The sequence below is a fragment of the Streptomyces sp. NPDC038707 genome (assembly GCF_040636485.1).
GTDB lineage: Bacteria > Actinomycetota > Actinomycetes > Streptomycetales > Streptomycetaceae > Streptomyces.
Genome location: NZ_JBEZUP010000038.1, coordinates 14,318 through 33,036, shown reverse-complemented (window position 1 = coordinate 33,036; position 18,719 = coordinate 14,318). Strand labels below are relative to the sequence as shown.

Sequence of the window (18,719 nt, the reverse complement as noted above, 5' to 3'; positions counted from 1 at the left end):
TTCCTCAGTGAATACTTAAAATAAAATATCTGATCTGAGGGATCGAGGGCAAGGCCGCCTCCTCGCGGTACGGGCCGAGATCAGTGCACCGCGGCGAACATCAATGCCTCCTCGTCCGCTTCCTCGGGGTCGAACTCCGCGACGACCGAGCCCTGCTTCGCGACGAGGACGCGGTCGGAGAGCGCCCGGATCTCGGGCAGGTACGAGGAGATGACGACCACCGCCACGCCCTCGTCGGCGAGTGCGCGGATCATCGCGTGGATCTCCACGACGGTGCCGACGTCCACGCCGCGCGTGGGCTCGTCGATGATCGCCACAAGCGGCTTCCTGGTGAGCCCCTTGGCGAGTACGACCTTTTGCTGGTTGCCTCCGCTCAGCTCGACCAGCTTCGCCCGGTGCGGGCGCAGGGTGCGTACGTGGAACCGCTCGACGAAGATCCGCGCGACGGCGGCCCGCTCCCGGGACCGCACCCACAGCGGCAGCCGTGGTGCCGAGCAGAGGTGACCCAGGTGGATGTTGTCTGCGATGCTGAAATGGCCGAAGAAGCCGGAGGCCTTGCGGTCCTCGGTGATGTGGACCACCCCGGCCCTGCGCGCGTGCCGCGGGGTGCGGAAGCGGACCTCGCGGCCGTTCAGGCGGATGCGGCCGCCGCGCAGCCGGCGCCGTTTGGTGATGCCGCTGATGATCATCGCGGTCTCGCTGCGACCGGCGCCCACCAGCCCGTAGATGCCGACGATCTCACCGCCCCGGACGGTGAACGACATGTTCCGCACGGCCGGCAGCAGCGTCACGTCCTCCACTTCGAGGACGGGCGCCGGGTCCGCTGCGCGGCCGGGCGGGACGCGCCCGTACTCGACATCCCGGCCGACCATCATGCGCACCACTTCGGCCCGGTCGAACTCCGGCTTGGTCAGGGTGCCCTGCACCTCGCCGTCCCGCAGCACGGTGATCCGGTCGGCCTCGGCCAGCGCCTCGTCGAGCATGTGGGTGATGAAGACGACGCCGATGCCCTCGCGCTTCAGCCTCCGCATGGACAGGAAGAGTTGCAGTCGTTCCTCGGGAGTGACGGACGATGTCGGCTCGTCCAGGATGACGAGTCGGGCCCTGCGGTGCACCGCGCGGGCGATCTCCACCATCTGCTTCTGCGCTATGCCGAGCGATCCGGCCGGGACCTCGGGCCGGATGTGGAAGTTGTGCGACTCCAGCAGTTCCCGTGCCGCGATGTTGAGCCGGGAAAGGTTGTTGAACGCCTTCTCCTGGCCGAGGAAGAGGTTCTGCGCGACCGTCATCGTCTCGACCAGGGAGCCCTCCTGGTACACCATCGCGACGCCCGCCTCGGCGGATTCCTTCGGCGTGGCGAACAGACGCTCCCTGCCGCCGACCTCGAGCGTGCCGCCGTCGTGGGCCACCGCGCCCGAGACGATCTTGACGAGGGTGGACTTGCCGGCGCCGTTCTCGCCCAGCAGGGCGTGGATCTCGCCGGGCCGTACGTCGAAGTCGATGCCGCGCAGGGCGTAGGTGCCGCTGTACCGCTTGCTGACACCCGCGAGCCGGATCACCGGGGTCGGAGTCTGGTGGGTCACCGTGTCACCGCCTCTTCCTTCGTCTCCCGTGGCTGGAACAGGTTCCGGCAGCCGCGTACCGCCAGGACCGGGCGTGGCCCGCGCACGGCCAGGCCGGTCACCCCGTGCCGCTCGCCGTCGGCGCGGGAGTGCAGGCTCTCCAGCACGCGCCCGGTGCCGTCCAGCCGGAAGGCGAGGCCGTAGGACCGGGCGGGTGCCCAGGGTTTGATGACACCGAGCACCCGCAGCTGTCCCAGCTGGAGGGTGTCGGTGTAAGGAGTCGTGCAGCGCAGGCGGGGGACGAACCATTCCCCGGGGGCGATGGTCCGCATCATCTCGGCTGCCAGCTCCGGCTCGTCCAGGAGCAGTTCCGTGAAGCGGTTGCGCACGTAGGGGGCCGCCACCCAGCAGCCGTCCTCCGTCGCCGCCAGTCGTCCCGGGTAGGCGGGCAGGTTCGCCGGCGCGCCCGCGCCCGGGGTACCGAGCGCGGTGGTCCGCCGCCGCTCGATGCGGTGGTCGAGGCTCAGCGACACCAGGACCTCGCCGTTCCCGACGGCCTCGATGCCGGCCGGCCAGCCGAGGCCCTCCGCCTCCACCGACGCCGTCGCGCCGGTCACCCGGACGATGCGTCCGGACCGGTCGCCGCGCAGCAGTGCGCGGGCCCAGCCGTCCGGCCCCTCGTGCCGCGACCCGACGGTCACCAGCACCGAGCCGTCGCCCGTCAGGGTCAGGTCCGTGACACACGAGGACACGGCGGGGTCGGTGCACCGCTCCGCGGTCTCGCCGGCCGGGCCGACGGTGACGAGCCCGACGCCCTCGACCGCCGCGAGGACATCGCCGCCGCAGGCCGTCAGGGCGGTCACCGTGCCGCTCAGCACCGCGATCGTGCGGACCTCGCCGTCGCGTAGCGCGCAGACCGTGTCCCCGGCGGAGAAGACGACCGTTCCGTCGTCCGTCACGGCCACGTCGTCGGGCTCGTAGGACTCGGCGGGCAGCAGCGCCTCGGCCTCGTCGAGCCGGTGGTTGGGGCGCAGGCCCGCCTCCATGGGCGGGACCGTGCGGTGGCTCGCCCAGTCGGGGTTGAGCCACTCCTTGATCACCGCGAGGGCTCGTCTCATCGTCCCACCACCACCGCGGACCCGGCCGGCGCCGGGGTGCCGGGGATGTGGGACGGGTCGATACCGCCGACCTGGCTCGCGTCGAGCGCGAGCCGCCCCACGCGGTTGTTGCTGACACCGCACAGGTACAGGTGGCCGGCGTGTTCCTTGACGGCCGTCACCATCGGGTGGTTCCGCAGCGTGGCGTCCCACAGGACGTCCAGTACCTCGCCCCGGTCGTTGAACTTCATCACGCACGAGACGTTGAGCTGGGGCACCACCCAGCTGTCCAGGGGCAGCTCTCGTGTCATCCGCCGCCGCACCGCCGGGTACCGGCCCAGCAGGTCCGACATCGGGGTGCGCATGGAGACGAACGGCAGCCAGTAGTTGCCGTCGGAGGAGCGGCTCATGTTGTCGGGGTGGCCGGGAAGGTTCTCCAGGACCGGTTCCATCCGCCCCTGCCGGGGGCCGGCGATCCACAGCCGGTCGACGCGGCACAGCCCGGTGCTCGCGACCAGGATCGACTGCCCGTCGTGGGCGGTGCACACGCCGTTCGGGAAGAGGTGGTGGGAGATGACGACATCGGTGCTGCCGTCGGGGTCGATCCGCACCACCCGCCCGTTGGGCCGGGACTCGACCAACTCCACCATGTACTCGGCGGCGTTGGTGCGGGTGGAGAAGTCGGAGACGTAGATCGAGCCGTCGGGCGCGACGTCCAGGTCGTCGACGGCACGCAGTCCGGAGTCGTCGAGCAGGGAGAAGGGGCTGCGCCTGACCTTGTTGGCGACGAGCTCGGGCTCGCCGTCGGGGTGGACGCGGTACACCCCCATGCCGCCGACGGCTACGAGCAGCCGGCCCTCGCGGTCCCAGACGTGGCCCAGCGGGAAGCCTCCGGTCCGGGCGAAGATCTCGCCCTCGGTGTCCTCGGGCCCGTGGAACCGCCACACCCAGCCGCGCCGGTCGCCGCAGTACAGGGTGCCGTCCCGGTCGACGGCGCAGTCCTCGGCGCCCTCGATCTTCCCGAGGCCGATGGGCGGCGCGTCGGTCAGCCGGTTGTTGACCGTCCACACCGAACCCGGCTCGGTGACGTCCAGGAGGGGACCGAGCGTGATCCGGCCGGGGTCGATCTTCAGCTTCTCCGCCGTGCGCTGCCGGTACTTGCCCCACTTCAGGTCGAGCACGGCGAACAGCAGCAGCGCGGCGGCGAGGATGACGGTGTAGGCGGAGCCCTCCGCGCCCGTGGCGATGGTGGCCTGCTGGATCACCTGCACGACGACGACGCCCACGGTCGCCCGCAGCACCGAGCCGCGGCCCCCTTGGAGGCTCACTCCCCCGAGGACCACCGCGGTGAGCGCCACCAGCTCCCAGCCCTGCCCGACGTCGGGGTCGGTGCGGCCCAGCCGCGCGGCGGTGAGCAGTCCGGCCGTACCGGCCAGGGCCCCGGACAGGACGTACGTGCCGAAGACGACCCGGGTGACCGGAATGCCGTTGCGGCGGGCCGAGCGCCGGTCGGAGCCGACGGCCGCGATCCACCAGCCCCACCGGGTCCGGGTCAGCCCGACGTGGGCGACGAGCAGGACGACGGCGAAGACGAACCAGCCGGTGGGGACGCCGGCCACCGCGCCGGCCCCGAGGAACTCCCAGGTGAGGTCGGGTTCCGCGGCGCCGAGCCGGAAGCTGTAGGCGCTCTGCAGGGCCGCGGCGGCGCCACCGAAACCGACGAGGGTGACGAGAGTGGTGATGAAGGGCCGCATGCCGGCCCGCGCGATCAGGAAACCGTTGACGGCGCCGAGGGCGGCGCCGGCCAGGACCGCCGCGGGGATCACCAGGGCGGTGGGCCAGTGCCAGACCCGGGAGGCCACCATGGCGCCGAGCGACGCGCAGCCGACGACCGAGCCGACCGAGAGGTCGATGCCGCCGCCCACCAGCACGATCGTCAGCCCGACGGCGAGCAGTCCCTTCTCGGTGGTCTCGTCGAGGATGAGCGGGGTGTCACCCGCGCCGACCGGGGTGAGGACCGTGACGACCAGGCTGAGCAGGATCGCCAGGCCGAGCGGGACGGCGCCCTCCATCCAGCGCTGTCCGAGCAGCTCGGACACGGTACGGAAGGGGGCCGACCGCTCGCGGCGCCTTCCACCGGTGTAGGTGTGGGCGTCGACTCCGCGGGACAGTGCTGTGATCCTCATGGTCATCGGCCCTGGTAGCAGGCGATGGTGGTGGTGTCGGCGTTGTCGCGGTCCACCACCGTGTGGGAGACGTAGGCGACGGTGTGGGAGGTGCCGGCCGGGGCACCTGCCTGGACGAGCTGCTGCGCCGTCACGACCGCCGCCTCACCGACGCCCTGCACGTCGTACGCCGCCGACGCGGTGACCCTGCCCTTGCGCAGCGCGTCGCACCAGCGGGCGTCGGCGGCCATGGTGTAGACGCCGATGGAGTCCGGCCGGATCACCCGGCGCCTGACGGCGTCGGCGACGGCGTCGCCCACGGCGATCGCGTTGAGGTCGTACGCCACCAGGTAGCCGCAGACGCCGTTCTTCCGCTGCTGCGTGATGGACGAGGCCGCCTGCTGGGCGACCGCGTTCTGCCACTGGGTGTGCGCGGTCGTGACGACCTCGTACCCCGCGGGGTCGAGGACGTTGTGGACGCCCCTGGACCACTGCACGGACGCGGCGTCGTTGCCGGGGCCGTCGATGACCGCCATGCGCCGGGGACCGCCGCGCTCGGCGCAGTCGTGCACGGCCCGCCGGGTGACGTCCTCGGCGGCGTGCACCACGTCCACCCCGATGAAGGCGTCGCCGAGGCGGCCGGAGACCATGTTGACGACGATGGTGTAGATGCCCGCCCGCTCGGCGGCGTCGATCTGCTGGGTGAGGACGCCGACATCGGGATTGTGCAGGATGAGCACGTCGACGGCGCGCCGGGAGATCAGATCGTTGATGATCTTGACCATCTTGTCGGTGTCGAAGTTGGCGTCGTAGACCTCGAAGTCGGCGCCGAGGTTCCCGAAGGCGCGCTCCATGGTGCTGCCCCAGTTCTGGGTCAGGTTGTAGCCCTTGTAGAGGATGGGCACGAAGGCGATGCGCTTGCCCTTCATCGACTCGTGCACCTTGCGGTGGGCGTCGAAGAGCTGGACGTTCCTGCCGAACGTCTGCTTCTTCCCGCCGCCCTGTCCGTCGGCCGGCACGGCGCCGCGGTCGACCGTGCAGCCGGCGACCGTCAGCAGGGCGGTGGCGGTGGCGGCCGCGAGCACGGCCATGATCTTGTTGCTCACGTCTGGGGTTCCTCGTCGTTCGGGGGTGTTCACAATTCGTCCGTCCGGGCCGTCTCCTCGTCCCGGGGGTGCAGCCAGGCATCGAGCGCGATCGCCGCGACGAGGACACCGCCGCGCACCAGGTCCTGCAGGGGCGCGCTCAGCCCGCGCAGGATCAGCAGGTTGTTCAGGACGCCCACGAAGAGCACCCCGGCGAGGACGCCGAGCAGTGTGCCCCGGCCGCCCGACAGCGAGACGCCGCCGATGACGACCACGGTCAGCGCGGTGAACAGCAGGGGGTCGAAGGACGTCACCGTCGTCTGCGCGCTGCCCTGCACGGCCACCGTGGTGTAGCCGGCCAGTACGGCGAGCACCGCGGAGACGACGTAGCCCAGCACCTGCAGCGGCCGCACCGGCGCGCCGCTGGAGCGTGCGGTGGCGAAGTTGTCGCCCATCGCCCGGATGAGCCGGCCGGCGGAGGTGCGGGAGACGAACAGCCAGGCGAGCAGGAAGACGGCACCGGCGACGACGACCGCCCGGGGCACGCCCAGGACGCTGCCGTCGCCGAGCCGGGAGATCGCCGCCGAGTCGGGGAGGGAGTAGAAGTTCTGGTCGAGCAGCAGCATGTCGATGCCGCCGATGGTCAGCAGGCCGGTGGCGAGGGTCGCGAACAGCGCGGGCACCTCGAGGTAGGCCACGAGGATGCCGTTCAGCAGGCCGACGGCCAGGGCGAGGCCGGTGAGCAGGGCGATGGCGGCGCCCTCCGGCATGCCGTCCGCCATGAACGCGAGCGTGGCCTGGGCACAGCCGAGGGCGACGCCGGCGACGGACAGGTCGATGCCCTTGCCGAGGATCACGAGGGTCTCGCCCACGGCGAGGATGCCGAACGCGGCCGAGAGCCTGAGCAGGTTCCCGAGGTTGCCGCCGGTGAGGAAGCCGTCGGTCGTCAGGACACCGGCCAGGCAGAGCAGGACGGTCAGGGCGAGGACCAGGTAGCCCTGTTCGACGCGGGCGAACCGGTCGCGCGGGGAGAGGTCCGGTTTCGCCTCCGCAGTGGCCACTGCCATGAGTGATACCGCCAATCAGGGGTCGTACGAGATGTCGGGACCGGGCCGGGCGCGTCGCTCAGAACTCGATGACGGCCTTGCCGCCGGTCTGCCGGTCGAACTCCCGGTAGGCCTCCGCGGCGTTCTCCAGCGCCCAGTGGTGGGTGAACAGGCGGTCGACGTCGACCGCGTGCCGGGCGACGAAGCGGGCGCAGTCGGCCTGGCCGGTGAGGGAGAAGGTGTAGGAGCCGAGGACGGTCAGCTGCTTGCGGATGAGGTCGGGGCTGACGTCGAGCGTGACGTCGCCGCCCTCGCCGACGAAGGCGACGCGGCCCCACGCGGCGGCGGCGCGTACGGCGGAGTGCCGCGCCGCCGCGGCGCCGGAGCAGTCCAGCGCCGTGCTCACGCCCCGGCCGGCCGTGAGGTCGCGGACGGCCTCCACCGGGTCGACCGTGCCCGAGTCGACGGCGTGGGCCGCGCCGAACTCCTTCGCCAGGGCGACTCGTTCGGGTGCCACGTCGACGGCGATCACCTCGGCTCCCATCGCCGCGGCGAGTTGCACCGCGGACTGGCCGACCGGGCCGAGCCCGAAGACGGCGATCGTGTCCCGGGCGGTCAGCGCGAGCCGCACCAGCGCGCCGTACGCGGTTCCGGTGCCGCAGGAGATCGCGGCACCGGCGGTGAAGGACACCTCGTCCGGCAGCGGGACCAGGGTGCGCGCCGGGACCCTCAGGTAGTCGGCGTGGCCGCCGTGCGCGGTGGCGCCGAAGATGACCGCGCCGCGCTCGCACAGCTGGGTCCAGCCGGTCCGGCACTGGTGGCAGAAGCCACAGCCGTCGTAGTGGTGGACCATCACCCGGTCGCCGACCCGCACCGCGTGCGGGTCGACGGCGGTGCCGACGGCCGCGACGACACCGCACGGTTCGTGGCCGGCGATGACCCCGCTGCCGTCACCCCGCAGTCCGAACGCCGCCAGCGCCTCACCGGCCGGGGCTCGGTAGAGACGCAGGTCGCTGCCGCACATCCCGGAGGCCTTGACCTCCAGCACGACGTCGTCGGGGCCCGGCGTCGGATCGTCGAACTCGACGGTCTCCAGCTCGCGGCCGCCGCGGAACACGACTCCTCGCATGGTGTCTCCTTCGCCCGTGTCCGGGCCGTTCGATGGGGGAGGAAGCTCAGGCCCGGGGTGCCAGGGCGTCGGCGAGCGAGGCGGGCAGGCCGTACGACTTCGGCTCGACGTAGGCGTCGAAGCCCTCCGGGCCGCACTCGCGGCCGATGCCGCTGTTCTTGAAGCCGCCGATCGGGGCGTGGAAGCCGACGACGTTGCCGTTGAGTTCCACGGTTCCGGTGCGGATGCGGCGGGCGACGGCCAGGGCGTGCTCGGGGTCGGTCGTGAACACCGAGCCGTTGAGGCCGTAGTCGGAGTCGTTGGCGATGGCGACGGCCTCGTCCTCGTCGTCGAAGGCGAGAACGCCGAGGACCGGACCGAAGATCTCCTCGCGCGCGATCCGCATGGCCGGCTGGACGTCGGTGAAGACCGTCGGTTCGACGAACCAGCCGCGGTCGATCCCGGCGGGACGGCCGCCGCCCACGAGGACCTTGGCCCCTTCCCGGCGGCCGATCTCGATGTATCCCTCGACGCGCTCCCGCTGGCCCCGGCTGACCACCGGCCCGATCTGGGTGTCCGGGTCGGCCGGGTCCCCGACGCTGAGGGAGGCGACCATCTCCGTGAGCCGGTCGAGGAGTTCGGCCTGGCGGGAGCGGGCCACGACGATGCGTGTCTTGTTGCTGCACGCCTGCCCGTTGTTGCGCAGGGAGAGGGCCTTCAGGGAGGGGAGGACGACATCGAGGTCGGCGTCGTCGAGGATTACGGCCGCGGACTTGCCGCCGAGTTCCAGCGTGACCCGCCGCAGGTCCTGGCCGCACAGCGCGGCGATGCGCCGGCCGGCCGCCGTGGACCCGGTGAACGACACCTTGTCCACCCCGGGGTGGGTGACGAGGTACTCGCTGACCTCCCGCTCGGCGGGGACGATGTTGACGACGCCCGCGGGCAGTCCGGTGTCCCGCAGCAGGTCGGCGAAGAGGTAACTGTCGAGCGTGGCCTCGGGAGAGGGCTTGAGCACGGCCGTGCAGCCGGCCAGGAGTGCCGGGACGAGCTTGAGCAAGGTCACGAGCAGGGGCGCGTTCCACGGTACGACGGCGGCCACCACGCCGACCGGCTCCCGGGTGACCAGCGCGTTGCCGGTGTTCGAGCGGCGCACGGTGCTCCACTCGTAGCGCGGGGCGAGGTCGAGGAAGCTGTCGAGCAGGAGCTGGGCCCCGGTGGTCTGCATCGTCCGGGACAGTGAGATCGGGCAGCCCATCTCCTTGGAGATGACGGCCGCCATCTCCTCGTGGCGCGCCGCGAGGTGGTCGGCGAGGCGGCGCAGGACCTCCATGCGCTCGGCGAGCGGCATGCGGGGCCACGGGCCGTGGTCGAACGCCTCCCGGGCCGCCGACACCGCCCGGTCGACGTCGGTGCGGGAACCGGCGGGCACCCGGGCCAGGACCTCCTCGGTGTAGGGCGAGATCACCTCGATCTTCTCGTCGGTGGCGGGGGCGGCCCAGGTGCCGCCGATGTAGAGCTGTGCGTGGTGGTCCTGCGGGGCCATGGGCGCTCCTTCGGCTGATGTCGTCGGGACGGTACGGCCGGCGTGAGGCAGGTCACTATCCGTTGGCCGACCGGGAACAGCCGCATTGCGAAGCAGTCACGTGCCGTGCGGGTCTTCCGCACCCAACCCTCTGGATATTTAATATTTACAAGCGGGTCACACCGCACTCAGGCAGTCGGCGGACAGGTGCGAGGAGGCACAGGTGCCCGAGACCCACCAACGGACCGCGCCCGGGCGCGCCCTGCACATCAGCACCCGGGACCTCGCCGAGGCACGCGAGCAGGGCAGCAGGAACTTCGCGCGGCACGAGATGCGGCTGGCACCCGGCCACCGGCTGGACTTCCGCCTCGACATCGCCGCGGCTCCGCACGTCACGGTGGGACGGTTGAGCTACGGCGCCGACGCGAAGCTCACGGTGCCGCCGATGCGGTTGTGCTACCACGTGAACCTGCCGCTGAGCGGAGGAAGCGCTGCCGAGCAGAACGGGACGCGGGGCGAGTCGGCGGCCGGCCGCACCGGGACGGCGTTCGTCCCGGACGCCCCGCTGCGGGTGCGCTGGAGTCCGGACGCACGGCAGTACGTCCTGCGGTTCCCCCGGGAACTGCTGGAGGGCCACGCCGCGAAGCTGGCCGGGCTGCGTTCCCCGGAGGAGGTCCGGTTCGACCTGGTCTTCGACCTCTCCGGCGGAACGGGACAGGCCCTCGTCGCGACCGCCGGCTTCCTGTTCACGGAACTGGCCAGGCCCGGAGGCATCGCCGTCATGCCCGCCGCCTGCCGGGAACTGGAGGCGGCCTTGATGACCCAGTTGCTCATGGCGGTGCCGCACCAGCTCAGCCCCGTCCTGCACGGCAGCCCCCGGCCCACGCGCGGGTCGAAGGTCCGCGAGGTCATGGACTTCATCGACGAGCACCCGGCGGCGGCGACGAGCACGGCGGACCTCGCGGCCCTGGCCGGTGTCAGCGCGCGGGCCCTCCAGCTCGGATTCCGGGAGGTCGCGGGTGTGTCACCCGGCGTGTACCTGCGCAACGTCCGGCTGGACCGCGCGCACGCGGAGCTGTCCTGCGGCACGGGCGGTTCGGTGACGGAGATCGCCGCGCGCTGGGGTTTCTACCATCCCAGCCGCTTCGCCCGGCAGTACCGGGAGCGGTTCGGCGTACTGCCCTCGGAAACGGTCCGCGGCACCCGCCCCTGAGGACGGGTGCCGCTGGTCCGGCGGAGGGGTCAGCCGTCGGTGCGCCGCAGGAGGCCCATCACTCCGCGGATGTCGTCGACCCTCTCCAGATGCAGCACGGCGTCCGCCACCCGCTCGATGTCCGCCTCCGCGAGGACGCCCTGGGCGTGCCCGCGGAACTTGGCCACCAGTTCGTCGTCGGTCATCGCGGTGCCCGCCTCCGGCGACTTGCTGCCCTTCGGGTAGCGCCGCTCCCCCACGAACGTCGTACCGCGCGCCGTGACCTCGATCTTCGCGGGCCGGCTGGCCGCGTTGCCGGCGAGCAGCTTCACGTAGTCCGGGTGCACCGCGTAGTCCACCTTGTCCATGAGGCCCGTCACGGATTCCCCGAAGACCAGCTCGGGGTCCTGCCATGCCTTGGTCGGCGGCACCCGGTGCGCCCCGACGGCGAGGCCGTGGGCGATGCTGAACTGGGCGTCGTGCGGATGCTCGATGGTGCGGTTGACCCACAACGGCTGCATCACGAAGCCCTCGACCCAGGCCTTGATCCCGTCGATCTCGGCCGGCTTGATGTCGTGCTCCGACACGATCTCGGTCAGCGAGTCGAGCAGTGCGTGCAGGATGCGGCAGTGCGGATACGGCTTGAACGCCTGCTCTGCGGGGAACCGCCAGTCGCTGCCGAGGCCGTCGGTGATGACGTCCGGCTCCCAGCGGCGGGTCCCGATGAAACGGGGGAAGCCGTACTCCCGGTCGTCCAGCACGCGCAGGTCGCCCCGGTGCCCCAGCTCGCCCATGTGCGCGGCGGTCAGCGCCGCCTGGGTCAGCGCGCCGGCGAGCAGGTACTTGATGGTGGAGGTGGGAGCGTGCTCGCTCCAGGAGCGGAAGGAGTTGACCGGGGCGATGCTTCCCGCGATGCCGAGGGCGTGCGCGAGGACGCCCGCCCCGTGGCCCTTCAGCCGGCCGACGGCCGCCGTGGCGCCGAAGACCGTGCTGCTGTAGCCGTAGACCGGCGGCGGGGTGACCTTGCCGTCCTTGAAGTCGCGCAGGTAGTCCATGGCCTTGCCGATGCGGTACGACATCTCGTGCGCGACGGCGACGGCCGTGATGAGGTCCTTGCCGGACGCGCCGGTGCTCTCGCCGACCGCGAGGGCGCCCGGCAGCACGTACGGGGTGACGTGTCCCGGAGGCAGCACCGCGTCCGCGTCGAGGGTGTTGATCAGTTCGCCGTTGGCGAAGGCGGCGCCGAAGACCGAGACCCGGTCCCCCGTGCCGATGATGGTCGCGTCGCCGCCCGTTCCGCCCGTCATCCGGCCGTACTCGATGCCGATGCGGCCCTTCGGCTCGTCGATCGCGCCGAGGGCGCAGCCGATCGAGTCCAGCACGATGCGCTTGCTCTCCTTGACGACATCGGGCGGCAGCCGGTCGTAGTCGGCGTCGGTGGTGAAGGCCGCGAGTTGCTCGACCAGGGTCTGGGTCATGGATTCAGTCCTCTTTCTCGATCATGCGAGAGCGGCTCGGAAGGCCTGTGGTGCGGTGTCCGTGTACGGCAGCGGCGCCGTGCCGTGGTGCCAGACGGTGGTGCGGGCGCGGGTGTAGGTCCCGATGACCTCCGCGCCGTTCTCCCGCCCGTATCCGCTCTGCTTGTAGCCGCCGTACGGTGCGCTCGGGTGGACGGTCCGGTAGGTGTTGACCCACACGGTTCCCGCCTCCAGACCGCGGGTCAGGTGGTGGACGGCGGCCAGGTCGCCGCCCCAGATCTGGGCGGTCAGTCCGACACTGAGGCCGTTGGCACGGGCGAGCACCTCGTCGAGGTCGTCGTAGGTGAGAACCCCGACGACCGGGCCGAAGATCTCCTCGCGCGCCGCGATGTTGGCGTCGTCCAGGCCGGCGAGGACGGTCGGCTCGAAGAAGTGGCCGCCCGCGTGGGCGTCGTCGACGTCGGCGCGTCTGCCTCCCGCGAGCAGGGTCGCCCCGGTGTCGACGGCACGCCGGACCAGGTCCTCCACGCGGGCCACCTGCCGCGCGCTGACGAGGGCGCCCATGTCGGAGGACGGCGAGAACGGGTCGCCGGGCCTGATGCGCCGGGTGGCGACGGCCATGAGACCGGCCAGTTCGTCGGCGCGGCGGCGCGGGACGAAGATCCGCGATCCGGCGGCGCAACTCTGGCCGCACTTGACGAAGTTGGAGTGCAGCAGGTGGGGGACGACCCGGTCCAGGTCGACGTCGTCGAGCAGGATCACGGCGTTCTTCCCGCCGAGTTCCATGCACAGTGGCTTGGCGCTGTCCGCCGCGGACCGGATGACGCTGCGGGCGCCCCGCAGACCGCCGGTGAAGACGACCATGCCCACGTCGGGATGGCGCACGAGGGCGGGGCCGGTGACCTCGCCGCGGCCCGAGACAACGCTCACGACACCGCGCGGGAGGCCGGCCCGCACCGCCAGCTCCGCCATGCGGAACGACGACAGGGGGCCGAGTTCGGGCGCCTTGAGCACGAAGCAGTTGCCGGTGGCGAGGGCGGGGGCCGCCTTCATCCCGAACATGAGCAGGTTGCCGTTGAAGCTGTTGACACCGGCCACGACCCCGTACGGCTCGCGTGTGACCTGCGCGAGCCGGTCGGGCCCGAGGACGCTGCGGCCCTCGATCTTGTCGGCGAGTCCGGCGAAGTACCGCAGCCACCGTGCGGCGCTCGCCACGTCGGCGGCGGACTCCCGGTGCAGGTGTCCCACGTCGGTGGACTCGATGCGGGCCAGTTCCTCCTGGTGCTCCAGCAGGACGTCGGCCCAGCGGTGCATCAGGCGGGCCCGCTCCAGCGGCTCGACGCCGCGCCACTCGCGCCGGTACACGGTGGCCGCGTCGGTGACGACCGCGTCGACGAGCGCCTCGTCGGCCTCGCGCACCTCCGCGTACGTCTCGCCGGTCGCGGGGTTCTCCAGCGGCAGCCAACGGCCCTCGCCGGTGTAGGTGCCGGCGCCGACCGCCTCGGCACGGATCAGCTGCTCAGCCATGGTCGGGCCTTCCGGAGGAGGAGCGGGCGACGGTCTTCTTGAGCGCCGCGGCGCGCTCGGCCAGGGGCGTCAAGTCCCATACGACCGCCTTGGTACGGGTGTGCTCGTCGAGGGCCTCCAGGCCCCCGGACGCGCCGTACCCGCCGCGCTGCCAGGGGGTCAGGGGGATCTCGGGATCGAGGGCGTCATGCGTGTTGACCCACACGGTGCCCGCCTCCAGCCGTCCGGCCAGGTCGTGCACGGCGGGCGCGGAGCGGCCCCAGATCTGGGCGATGCCGCCGGGCCGGGTGGTGTCGGCCTCCCGCGCGGCCCTCGCCGCGTCCTCGAAGGCCGAGACGGTCAGGACCGGGCCGGTCACCTGCCCGGCCCGCAGCGGGTTCGACGGCGAGGCGTCGGTGACCACGGTGGGTTCGAAGTACGCCCCGGCGTCCGGCCCCGGTGCCCGTCGGCCGCCGGCCCGGATCCGCGCGCCGTCGGCGACGCCGGCCGCCACCGCCGCCTCGACCCGGTCGCGGGCCCGCGCCGAGATCAGCGGACCGAGCTGCGCGTCCGCGTCGAGCGGGCCGGCCATCCTGATCCGCCGGACCAGGGCCACGGCGGCCTCGACGAACGCGTCGTAGAGGGAGGCGTGGACGTACACGTGGGAGGCGCCGAAGAGGTTCTGGCCCGCGTGGGAGAAGCGTGAGTGCAGCACGCACGGGACGGCGGCGGCGAGGTCGGCGTCGGCCAGGACGAACGCGCTGTTGCGTGTCGCCAGGTGCACGGTGAGCGGGGCGACGGGCTCGGCCGACGCCCGGATGACCTCCCGGCCCTCCTCGGCCGTGCCGGCGAAGGCGATCATGCCGACGGCCGGGTGGCCGGCGAGATGGCCGCGGGTCGTGTCCCGTCCGGTGAGGGCCGTCACGGCGTCGACGCCCGCGGTCTGCGCCAGATGGGCCATGAGCACCGGGCCCAGCGGGGCGGTGGGGTCGGCCCGCAGGACGTAACCATTGCCGCAGGCCAGGGCCGGCGCGGCCTGCCGGGCGAACAGGAACAGTGCCGAGGTCCAGGGGGCGAGGCCCGCGACGACGCCGTAGGGTTCGCGCACGGTGTGACCGCGGTGGCCCGGGATGCCGTTCAGGGTGCGGCCGTCGACCGTGCCGACGAGCCCGGCATAGTGACGGACGCAGGCCATGGCCCGGTCGACGTCCGCGGCGGCTTCCGAGCGCAGCGCGCCGGTCTCGCGGGCGACGAGTTCGGCGAGCCGCCCGCGGTGCGCGCCGAGCGCGTCCGCCCAGCGCAGCATGGCCTCGGTGCGCGCGAAGGACGGCAGCCTCCGCCAGCGGTCCGCGGCCTCGGCGGCAGCGGCGACCGCGACGTCGACATCCTTTTCCCCGCAGTCGGCGACGCGGAGCAGGACCTGCCCCGTCGTCACGTCGGCCACGTCCAGCCAGCGCTCCTCGGCCGGAGGGGCGAACGCGGCGGACAGCGGTATGCCCACGGGGTCCACCAGCGGTGATACATGCATGTCAGAGAGCCTTCCGGTGACAGAGAGCCCGAGCGGGAACCGGACGGAGGTTCAACGGCTCGTCCATACATGATGGATCATATTTCTTTGCTCGCTCCATGTCACCAGCATCTTTTCTCTCCCGCCCGACGGTCGCGACGCCCGACAGTTGCCGTTACCTCAGTCCAGGGTCTCGACATATTGCATTTGATACATGATTCTCGCCACGTCCCCTTTACCTCCCCGCTCAGAAGAGGTGCCCCATGACGGCCTCGGACAGCCCCGTGCCCCCTCGTACCATGCGCCGTATCGCGCTCGCGAGCGGTACCGGCACGGTCATCGAGTACTACGACTTCTTCATCTTCGCGACCGCGGCGGCGCTGGTCTTCCCGAAGGTGTTCTTCCCGGCCCTCGGCTCCGCCGGCGGCACCGTCGCCTCGTTCGCGACCCTCGGGGTCGCCTTCGTGGCCCGCCCGCTCGGTTCAGTCCTCTTCGGGCACTTCGGTGACCGCGTCGGCCGCAGGACGACTCTGGTCTCGACGCTCCTCATCATGGGACTGGCCACGTTCGCCGTCGGCCTGATGCCGACGGCGGACCGGATCGGGGCGGCGGCCCCGATCGCCGTGGTCGTCCTGCGCGTCCTGCAGGGCCTGGCCGTCGGCGGCGAATGGACCGGCGCGACGCTCATGGCGGCGGAGAACGCGCCGAGGGCACGGCGCGGGTTCTGGTCCATGTTCGGCGCCCTGGGCGGGTCGATCGGCCTGGTCCTCGCCAACGCCACGTTCCTGCTCATCGGTGCGACCATGAGCGAAGCGGACTTCGTCTCCTACGGGTGGCGGATACCGTTCCTGACCAGCTTCCTGCTCGTCCTGGTGGGTCTGTTCGTCCGGCTGAGGATCGAGGAGACCTCGGTGTTCAAGAAGGAGGTCGACCAGCGCGGGCAGGCCGCCGTGCCGTTCTTCGAGGCGCTGCGGAGCCAGCCCCGGGAGATCACCTTCGCCTCCGGCGTGCTGCTGATGGTCTTCGCCTTCTACTACCTGGCGGTCGGTTACCTGATCCACTTCGGCACCACCGAACTGCACCTGTCCCAGACCACCGTGCTCTCGATCGGTCTCCTCGCGGGGGCTGTCTTCGGCCTGGCGATCGTGCTGGGCGCGGCGGTCTCCGACCGGATCGGCAGGCGCCGCGTGATCGTCATCGGCAATGCGCTCGCGGTGGTGTGGGCGCTGGTGCTGTTCCCGCTCCTCGACTCGGCCGGCACCCCGGCCTTCGCACTCGCGTCATGTGTCACCACGTTCGTCAGCGGCTTCGCCTACGGCCCGGTGGGCGCCTTCATGCCGGAGCTGTTCCACACGCGGTACCGGTACACCGCGACGGGCTTCGCCTACAACGTCGCCGGTGTGCTCGGCGGCGCGGTTCCCCCGCTGATCGCGGCCCCGATCGTGGCGTCCTACGGCGGCCTCGCCTTCGGCGCGTTCCTCGTGGTGCTGTGCCTGGTCAGCCTGGGCTGCACGCTCGCGCTGCGGGAGACCCGGCACACGGCGATGGGCGGGGCGGCGACGGAGGCGGTCGCCGAGGAGGCCGGCGCCGTCTGACCCGGCGCTCACCGACGGCACGGCGGTGGGGCCGCCACGGACGTTCCGTGGCGGCCCCACCGTTTCGGCCGGCCCCACCGTTTCGGTCGGCCCTGTCGTCACCGGCCCTGTGCGATGGCGTCGGCCAGGTCGAGCACGCCCTGCGCCGTTCTGGCGTGTGCGAGGTCGATGTGCTGGCCCTCGAAGTCGACCGCCGCGCTGCCGTTCGCCTCGGCCTCGCGGAAGGCGGCGATCATACGGCGGTAGTGGTCCACGGTCTCCGGGGAGGGCGTGAACACCTCGTTGGCGATCGCCACGTGCGAGGGGTGGATGAGGACGATGCCCCGGTAGCCGAGCCGGCGGTTGTCCTCGGCGAAGTGCCGGAAGCCGTCGAGGTCGGCGATGTCCTGCCACACCCCGCTGACCGGGTGATGCAGTCCGGCGGCGCGGGCGGCCAGGATGATCCGGCTGCGCAGGTACAGGGTCTCCAGGCCCTCAGGCGTGAACTCGAAGCCGAGCTCGCGCCCGACGTCGGCGTTGGGGCCGGTCGCGCCGAGCAGGCTGGAGACCCTGGGGCTCGCCGCGGCGATCTCCTCGCAGTGCGCCATCGACGTCGCGGTCTCGAAGCTGACGATGAGGCCTGTCGACCCCGTCTCCAGACCGTCGCGCTCCTCGATGTGCGACACGATCGCGTCGATGCGGACGATCTCCTGGGCGTTGAACACCTTGGGCAGGAACAGGCCGCTCAGGCCCTCCGTGAGGACCTCCTCCACATCGGCGCCGAACAGACCGCTGTCGACGCTGTTCGGGCGCACCCAGATGTCGGCGCGGACGTTCTCGGCCCGCAGCCGCCCGATGGTCTCGCGGACCGTCTTCCTGGCGTCGGCCTTGTCGGCCGCCGGTACGGAGTCCTCCAGGTCGAGGATGACGGCGTCGGCGCCCGCCGCGATCGCCTTCGCGGCCCAGGTGGGCTTGTGGCCCGGCACGAACAACATGGAGCGGTACGGCTTCATGGACAGGTCTCCTTGTGGATGGGGGAAAGGTCGGGCGGGAAGGGAAGGGCGGCGCCCTCAGAAGTTCGGCTTGCGGCGCTCGCGGTGCGAGGCGAGCCCCTCGCGCACCTCCGGCCCGCCGAAGCCGTAGAACTCCAGGGCGAGCGAGGCGTCGAAGATGGCGCCGGCGACCTGCCGGTACCAGTTGTTCAGCGACTGCTTGGTCCAGCGGATCGCGTTCGGGGCGCCCGACGCCAGCTCCCGCGCGATCTCACGCGCGGTGCTGAGCAGGTCGTCCTCCTCCACGCACAGCGACACGAGGCCGATCCGCTCCGCCTCCTCGCCGGTCAGCGGGCGGCAGGTCATCAGGTAGTACTTGGCCTTCGCCATGCCGCACAGCAGCGGCCAGCACACCGCCGCGTGGTCACCGGCGGCGACACCGAGACGGGTGTGACCGTCGATGATCTTCGCGGTCCGGCTCACCACGGACACGTCCGCGAGCACACCGGCCACCAGTCCGGCACCGACCGCGGGCCCGTGCATCGCCGAGACGATGGGCTTGGTGCAGTCGATGACGTTGTAGACCAGGTCCCGCGCCTCGCGCATGGTGCGGGTACGGGTGTCGTAGTCGTTGGTGAGCTTCTCCACCAGGTCGAAGGACCCGCCCGCGGAGAAGCCCTTGCCCTCCCCGCGCAGCAGTACGGCCTTGACCGCGGGATCGGCGTCGAACTCGCGCCAGATCTCGGCCAGGTCGGCGTGGGCTTCCTCGCTCACCGCGTTCAGCTTGGGTGCGTCGAGGACGAGTTCGATCACTCCGCCCTCGTCCGGTCCGTCCACCCGCAGATGGGCGAAGCGCTCATAGCGGCTCATGTCGTCCCTTCGTTC

Annotated in this window: 14 protein-coding genes; 2 read left to right on the top strand and 12 right to left on the bottom strand. The window is 71.8% G+C overall.

Going from position 1 to position 18,719, the window contains the following annotated elements; all coding sequences use genetic code 11:
- Window positions 1-80: 80 nt before the first annotated feature.
- The 7 genes from AB0E62_RS33620 to AB0E62_RS33590 are packed head-to-tail and all read right to left on the bottom strand — an operon-like array spanning window position 81 to window position 9,606.
- Window positions 81-1,583: a sugar ABC transporter ATP-binding protein gene (locus AB0E62_RS33620; protein WP_362202608.1), complete on the bottom strand. Its 1,503-nt coding sequence runs from the start codon at window positions 1,581-1,583 to the stop codon at window positions 81-83.
- Window positions 1,580-2,680: a hypothetical protein gene (locus tag AB0E62_RS33615; RefSeq protein WP_362202605.1), complete on the bottom strand. Its 1,101-nt coding sequence runs from the start codon at window positions 2,678-2,680 to the stop codon at window positions 1,580-1,582. Before AB0E62_RS33615 ends, AB0E62_RS33620 begins: the two co-directional genes overlap by 4 nt.
- Entirely contained in the window at window positions 2,677-4,845 is a 2,169-nt protein-coding gene (locus tag AB0E62_RS33610) for an SMP-30/gluconolactonase/LRE family protein (protein ID WP_362202602.1), read from the bottom strand. The genes AB0E62_RS33615 and AB0E62_RS33610 overlap by 4 nt, the downstream gene beginning before the upstream one ends.
- A 2-nt stretch (window positions 4,846-4,847) precedes the next feature.
- Window positions 4,848-5,930, bottom strand: a complete 1,083-nt coding sequence (locus tag AB0E62_RS33605) for a sugar ABC transporter substrate-binding protein (RefSeq protein WP_362202599.1) — start codon at window positions 5,928-5,930, stop codon at window positions 4,848-4,850.
- A 29-nt stretch (window positions 5,931-5,959) separates the two neighbouring features.
- Window positions 5,960-6,976, bottom strand: coding sequence for an ABC transporter permease (locus AB0E62_RS33600; protein ID WP_362202596.1), 1,017 nt, complete (start codon window positions 6,974-6,976; stop codon window positions 5,960-5,962).
- A 58-nt stretch (window positions 6,977-7,034) separates the two neighbouring features.
- A complete protein-coding gene (locus tag AB0E62_RS33595) occupies window positions 7,035-8,084 on the bottom strand; it encodes a zinc-binding dehydrogenase (RefSeq protein WP_362202593.1) in 1,050 nt (349 codons plus the stop codon).
- Between the two features lie 46 nt (window positions 8,085-8,130).
- Window positions 8,131-9,606 (bottom strand): aldehyde dehydrogenase, encoded by a 1,476-nt coding sequence (locus AB0E62_RS33590; protein ID WP_362202590.1) that lies wholly within the window; start codon window positions 9,604-9,606, stop codon window positions 8,131-8,133.
- A 202-nt stretch (window positions 9,607-9,808) separates the two neighbouring features.
- On the opposite strand from AB0E62_RS33590, the gene AB0E62_RS33585 reads away from it, so the two are divergent.
- On the top strand, window positions 9,809-10,798 hold the full coding sequence (locus tag AB0E62_RS33585) for an AraC family transcriptional regulator (RefSeq protein ID WP_362202587.1): 990 nt from the start codon (window positions 9,809-9,811) through the stop codon (window positions 10,796-10,798).
- Between the two features lie 29 nt (window positions 10,799-10,827).
- On the opposite strand, the gene AB0E62_RS33580 is transcribed toward AB0E62_RS33585, so the two are convergent.
- Genes AB0E62_RS33580 through AB0E62_RS33570 form a run of 3 tightly spaced genes read right to left on the bottom strand, consistent with a single transcriptional unit; the run spans window position 10,828 to window position 15,289 of the window.
- Window positions 10,828-12,255, bottom strand: coding sequence for an MmgE/PrpD family protein (locus AB0E62_RS33580; RefSeq protein WP_362202584.1), 1,428 nt, complete (start codon window positions 12,253-12,255; stop codon window positions 10,828-10,830).
- A 21-nt stretch (window positions 12,256-12,276) separates the two neighbouring features.
- Window positions 12,277-13,782 carry an aldehyde dehydrogenase family protein gene (locus AB0E62_RS33575; protein ID WP_362202581.1) on the bottom strand — a complete coding sequence of 502 codons (1,506 nt, stop codon included), beginning with the start codon at window positions 13,780-13,782 and terminating at the stop codon, window positions 12,277-12,279.
- On the bottom strand, window positions 13,775-15,289 hold the full coding sequence (locus AB0E62_RS33570; protein WP_362202579.1) for an aldehyde dehydrogenase family protein: 1,515 nt from the start codon (window positions 15,287-15,289) through the stop codon (window positions 13,775-13,777). Before AB0E62_RS33570 ends, AB0E62_RS33575 begins: the two co-directional genes overlap by 8 nt.
- A gap of 278 nt (window positions 15,290-15,567) precedes the next feature.
- Here AB0E62_RS33570 and AB0E62_RS33565 point away from each other — a divergent pair, with 278 nt between their 5' ends.
- Window positions 15,568-16,863 (top strand): MFS transporter, encoded by a 1,296-nt coding sequence (locus tag AB0E62_RS33565; RefSeq protein ID WP_362202576.1) that lies wholly within the window; start codon window positions 15,568-15,570, stop codon window positions 16,861-16,863.
- Between the two features lie 98 nt (window positions 16,864-16,961).
- Here AB0E62_RS33565 and AB0E62_RS33560 read toward each other — a convergent pair whose 3' ends face one another.
- Window positions 16,962-17,855, bottom strand: a complete 894-nt coding sequence (locus AB0E62_RS33560) for a CoA ester lyase (RefSeq protein ID WP_362202573.1) — start codon at window positions 17,853-17,855, stop codon at window positions 16,962-16,964.
- 57 nt (window positions 17,856-17,912) lie between these two features.
- Window positions 17,913-18,704 (bottom strand): enoyl-CoA hydratase/isomerase family protein, encoded by a 792-nt coding sequence (locus AB0E62_RS33555; protein WP_362202570.1) that lies wholly within the window; start codon window positions 18,702-18,704, stop codon window positions 17,913-17,915.
- Window positions 18,705-18,719 lie beyond the last annotated feature (15 nt).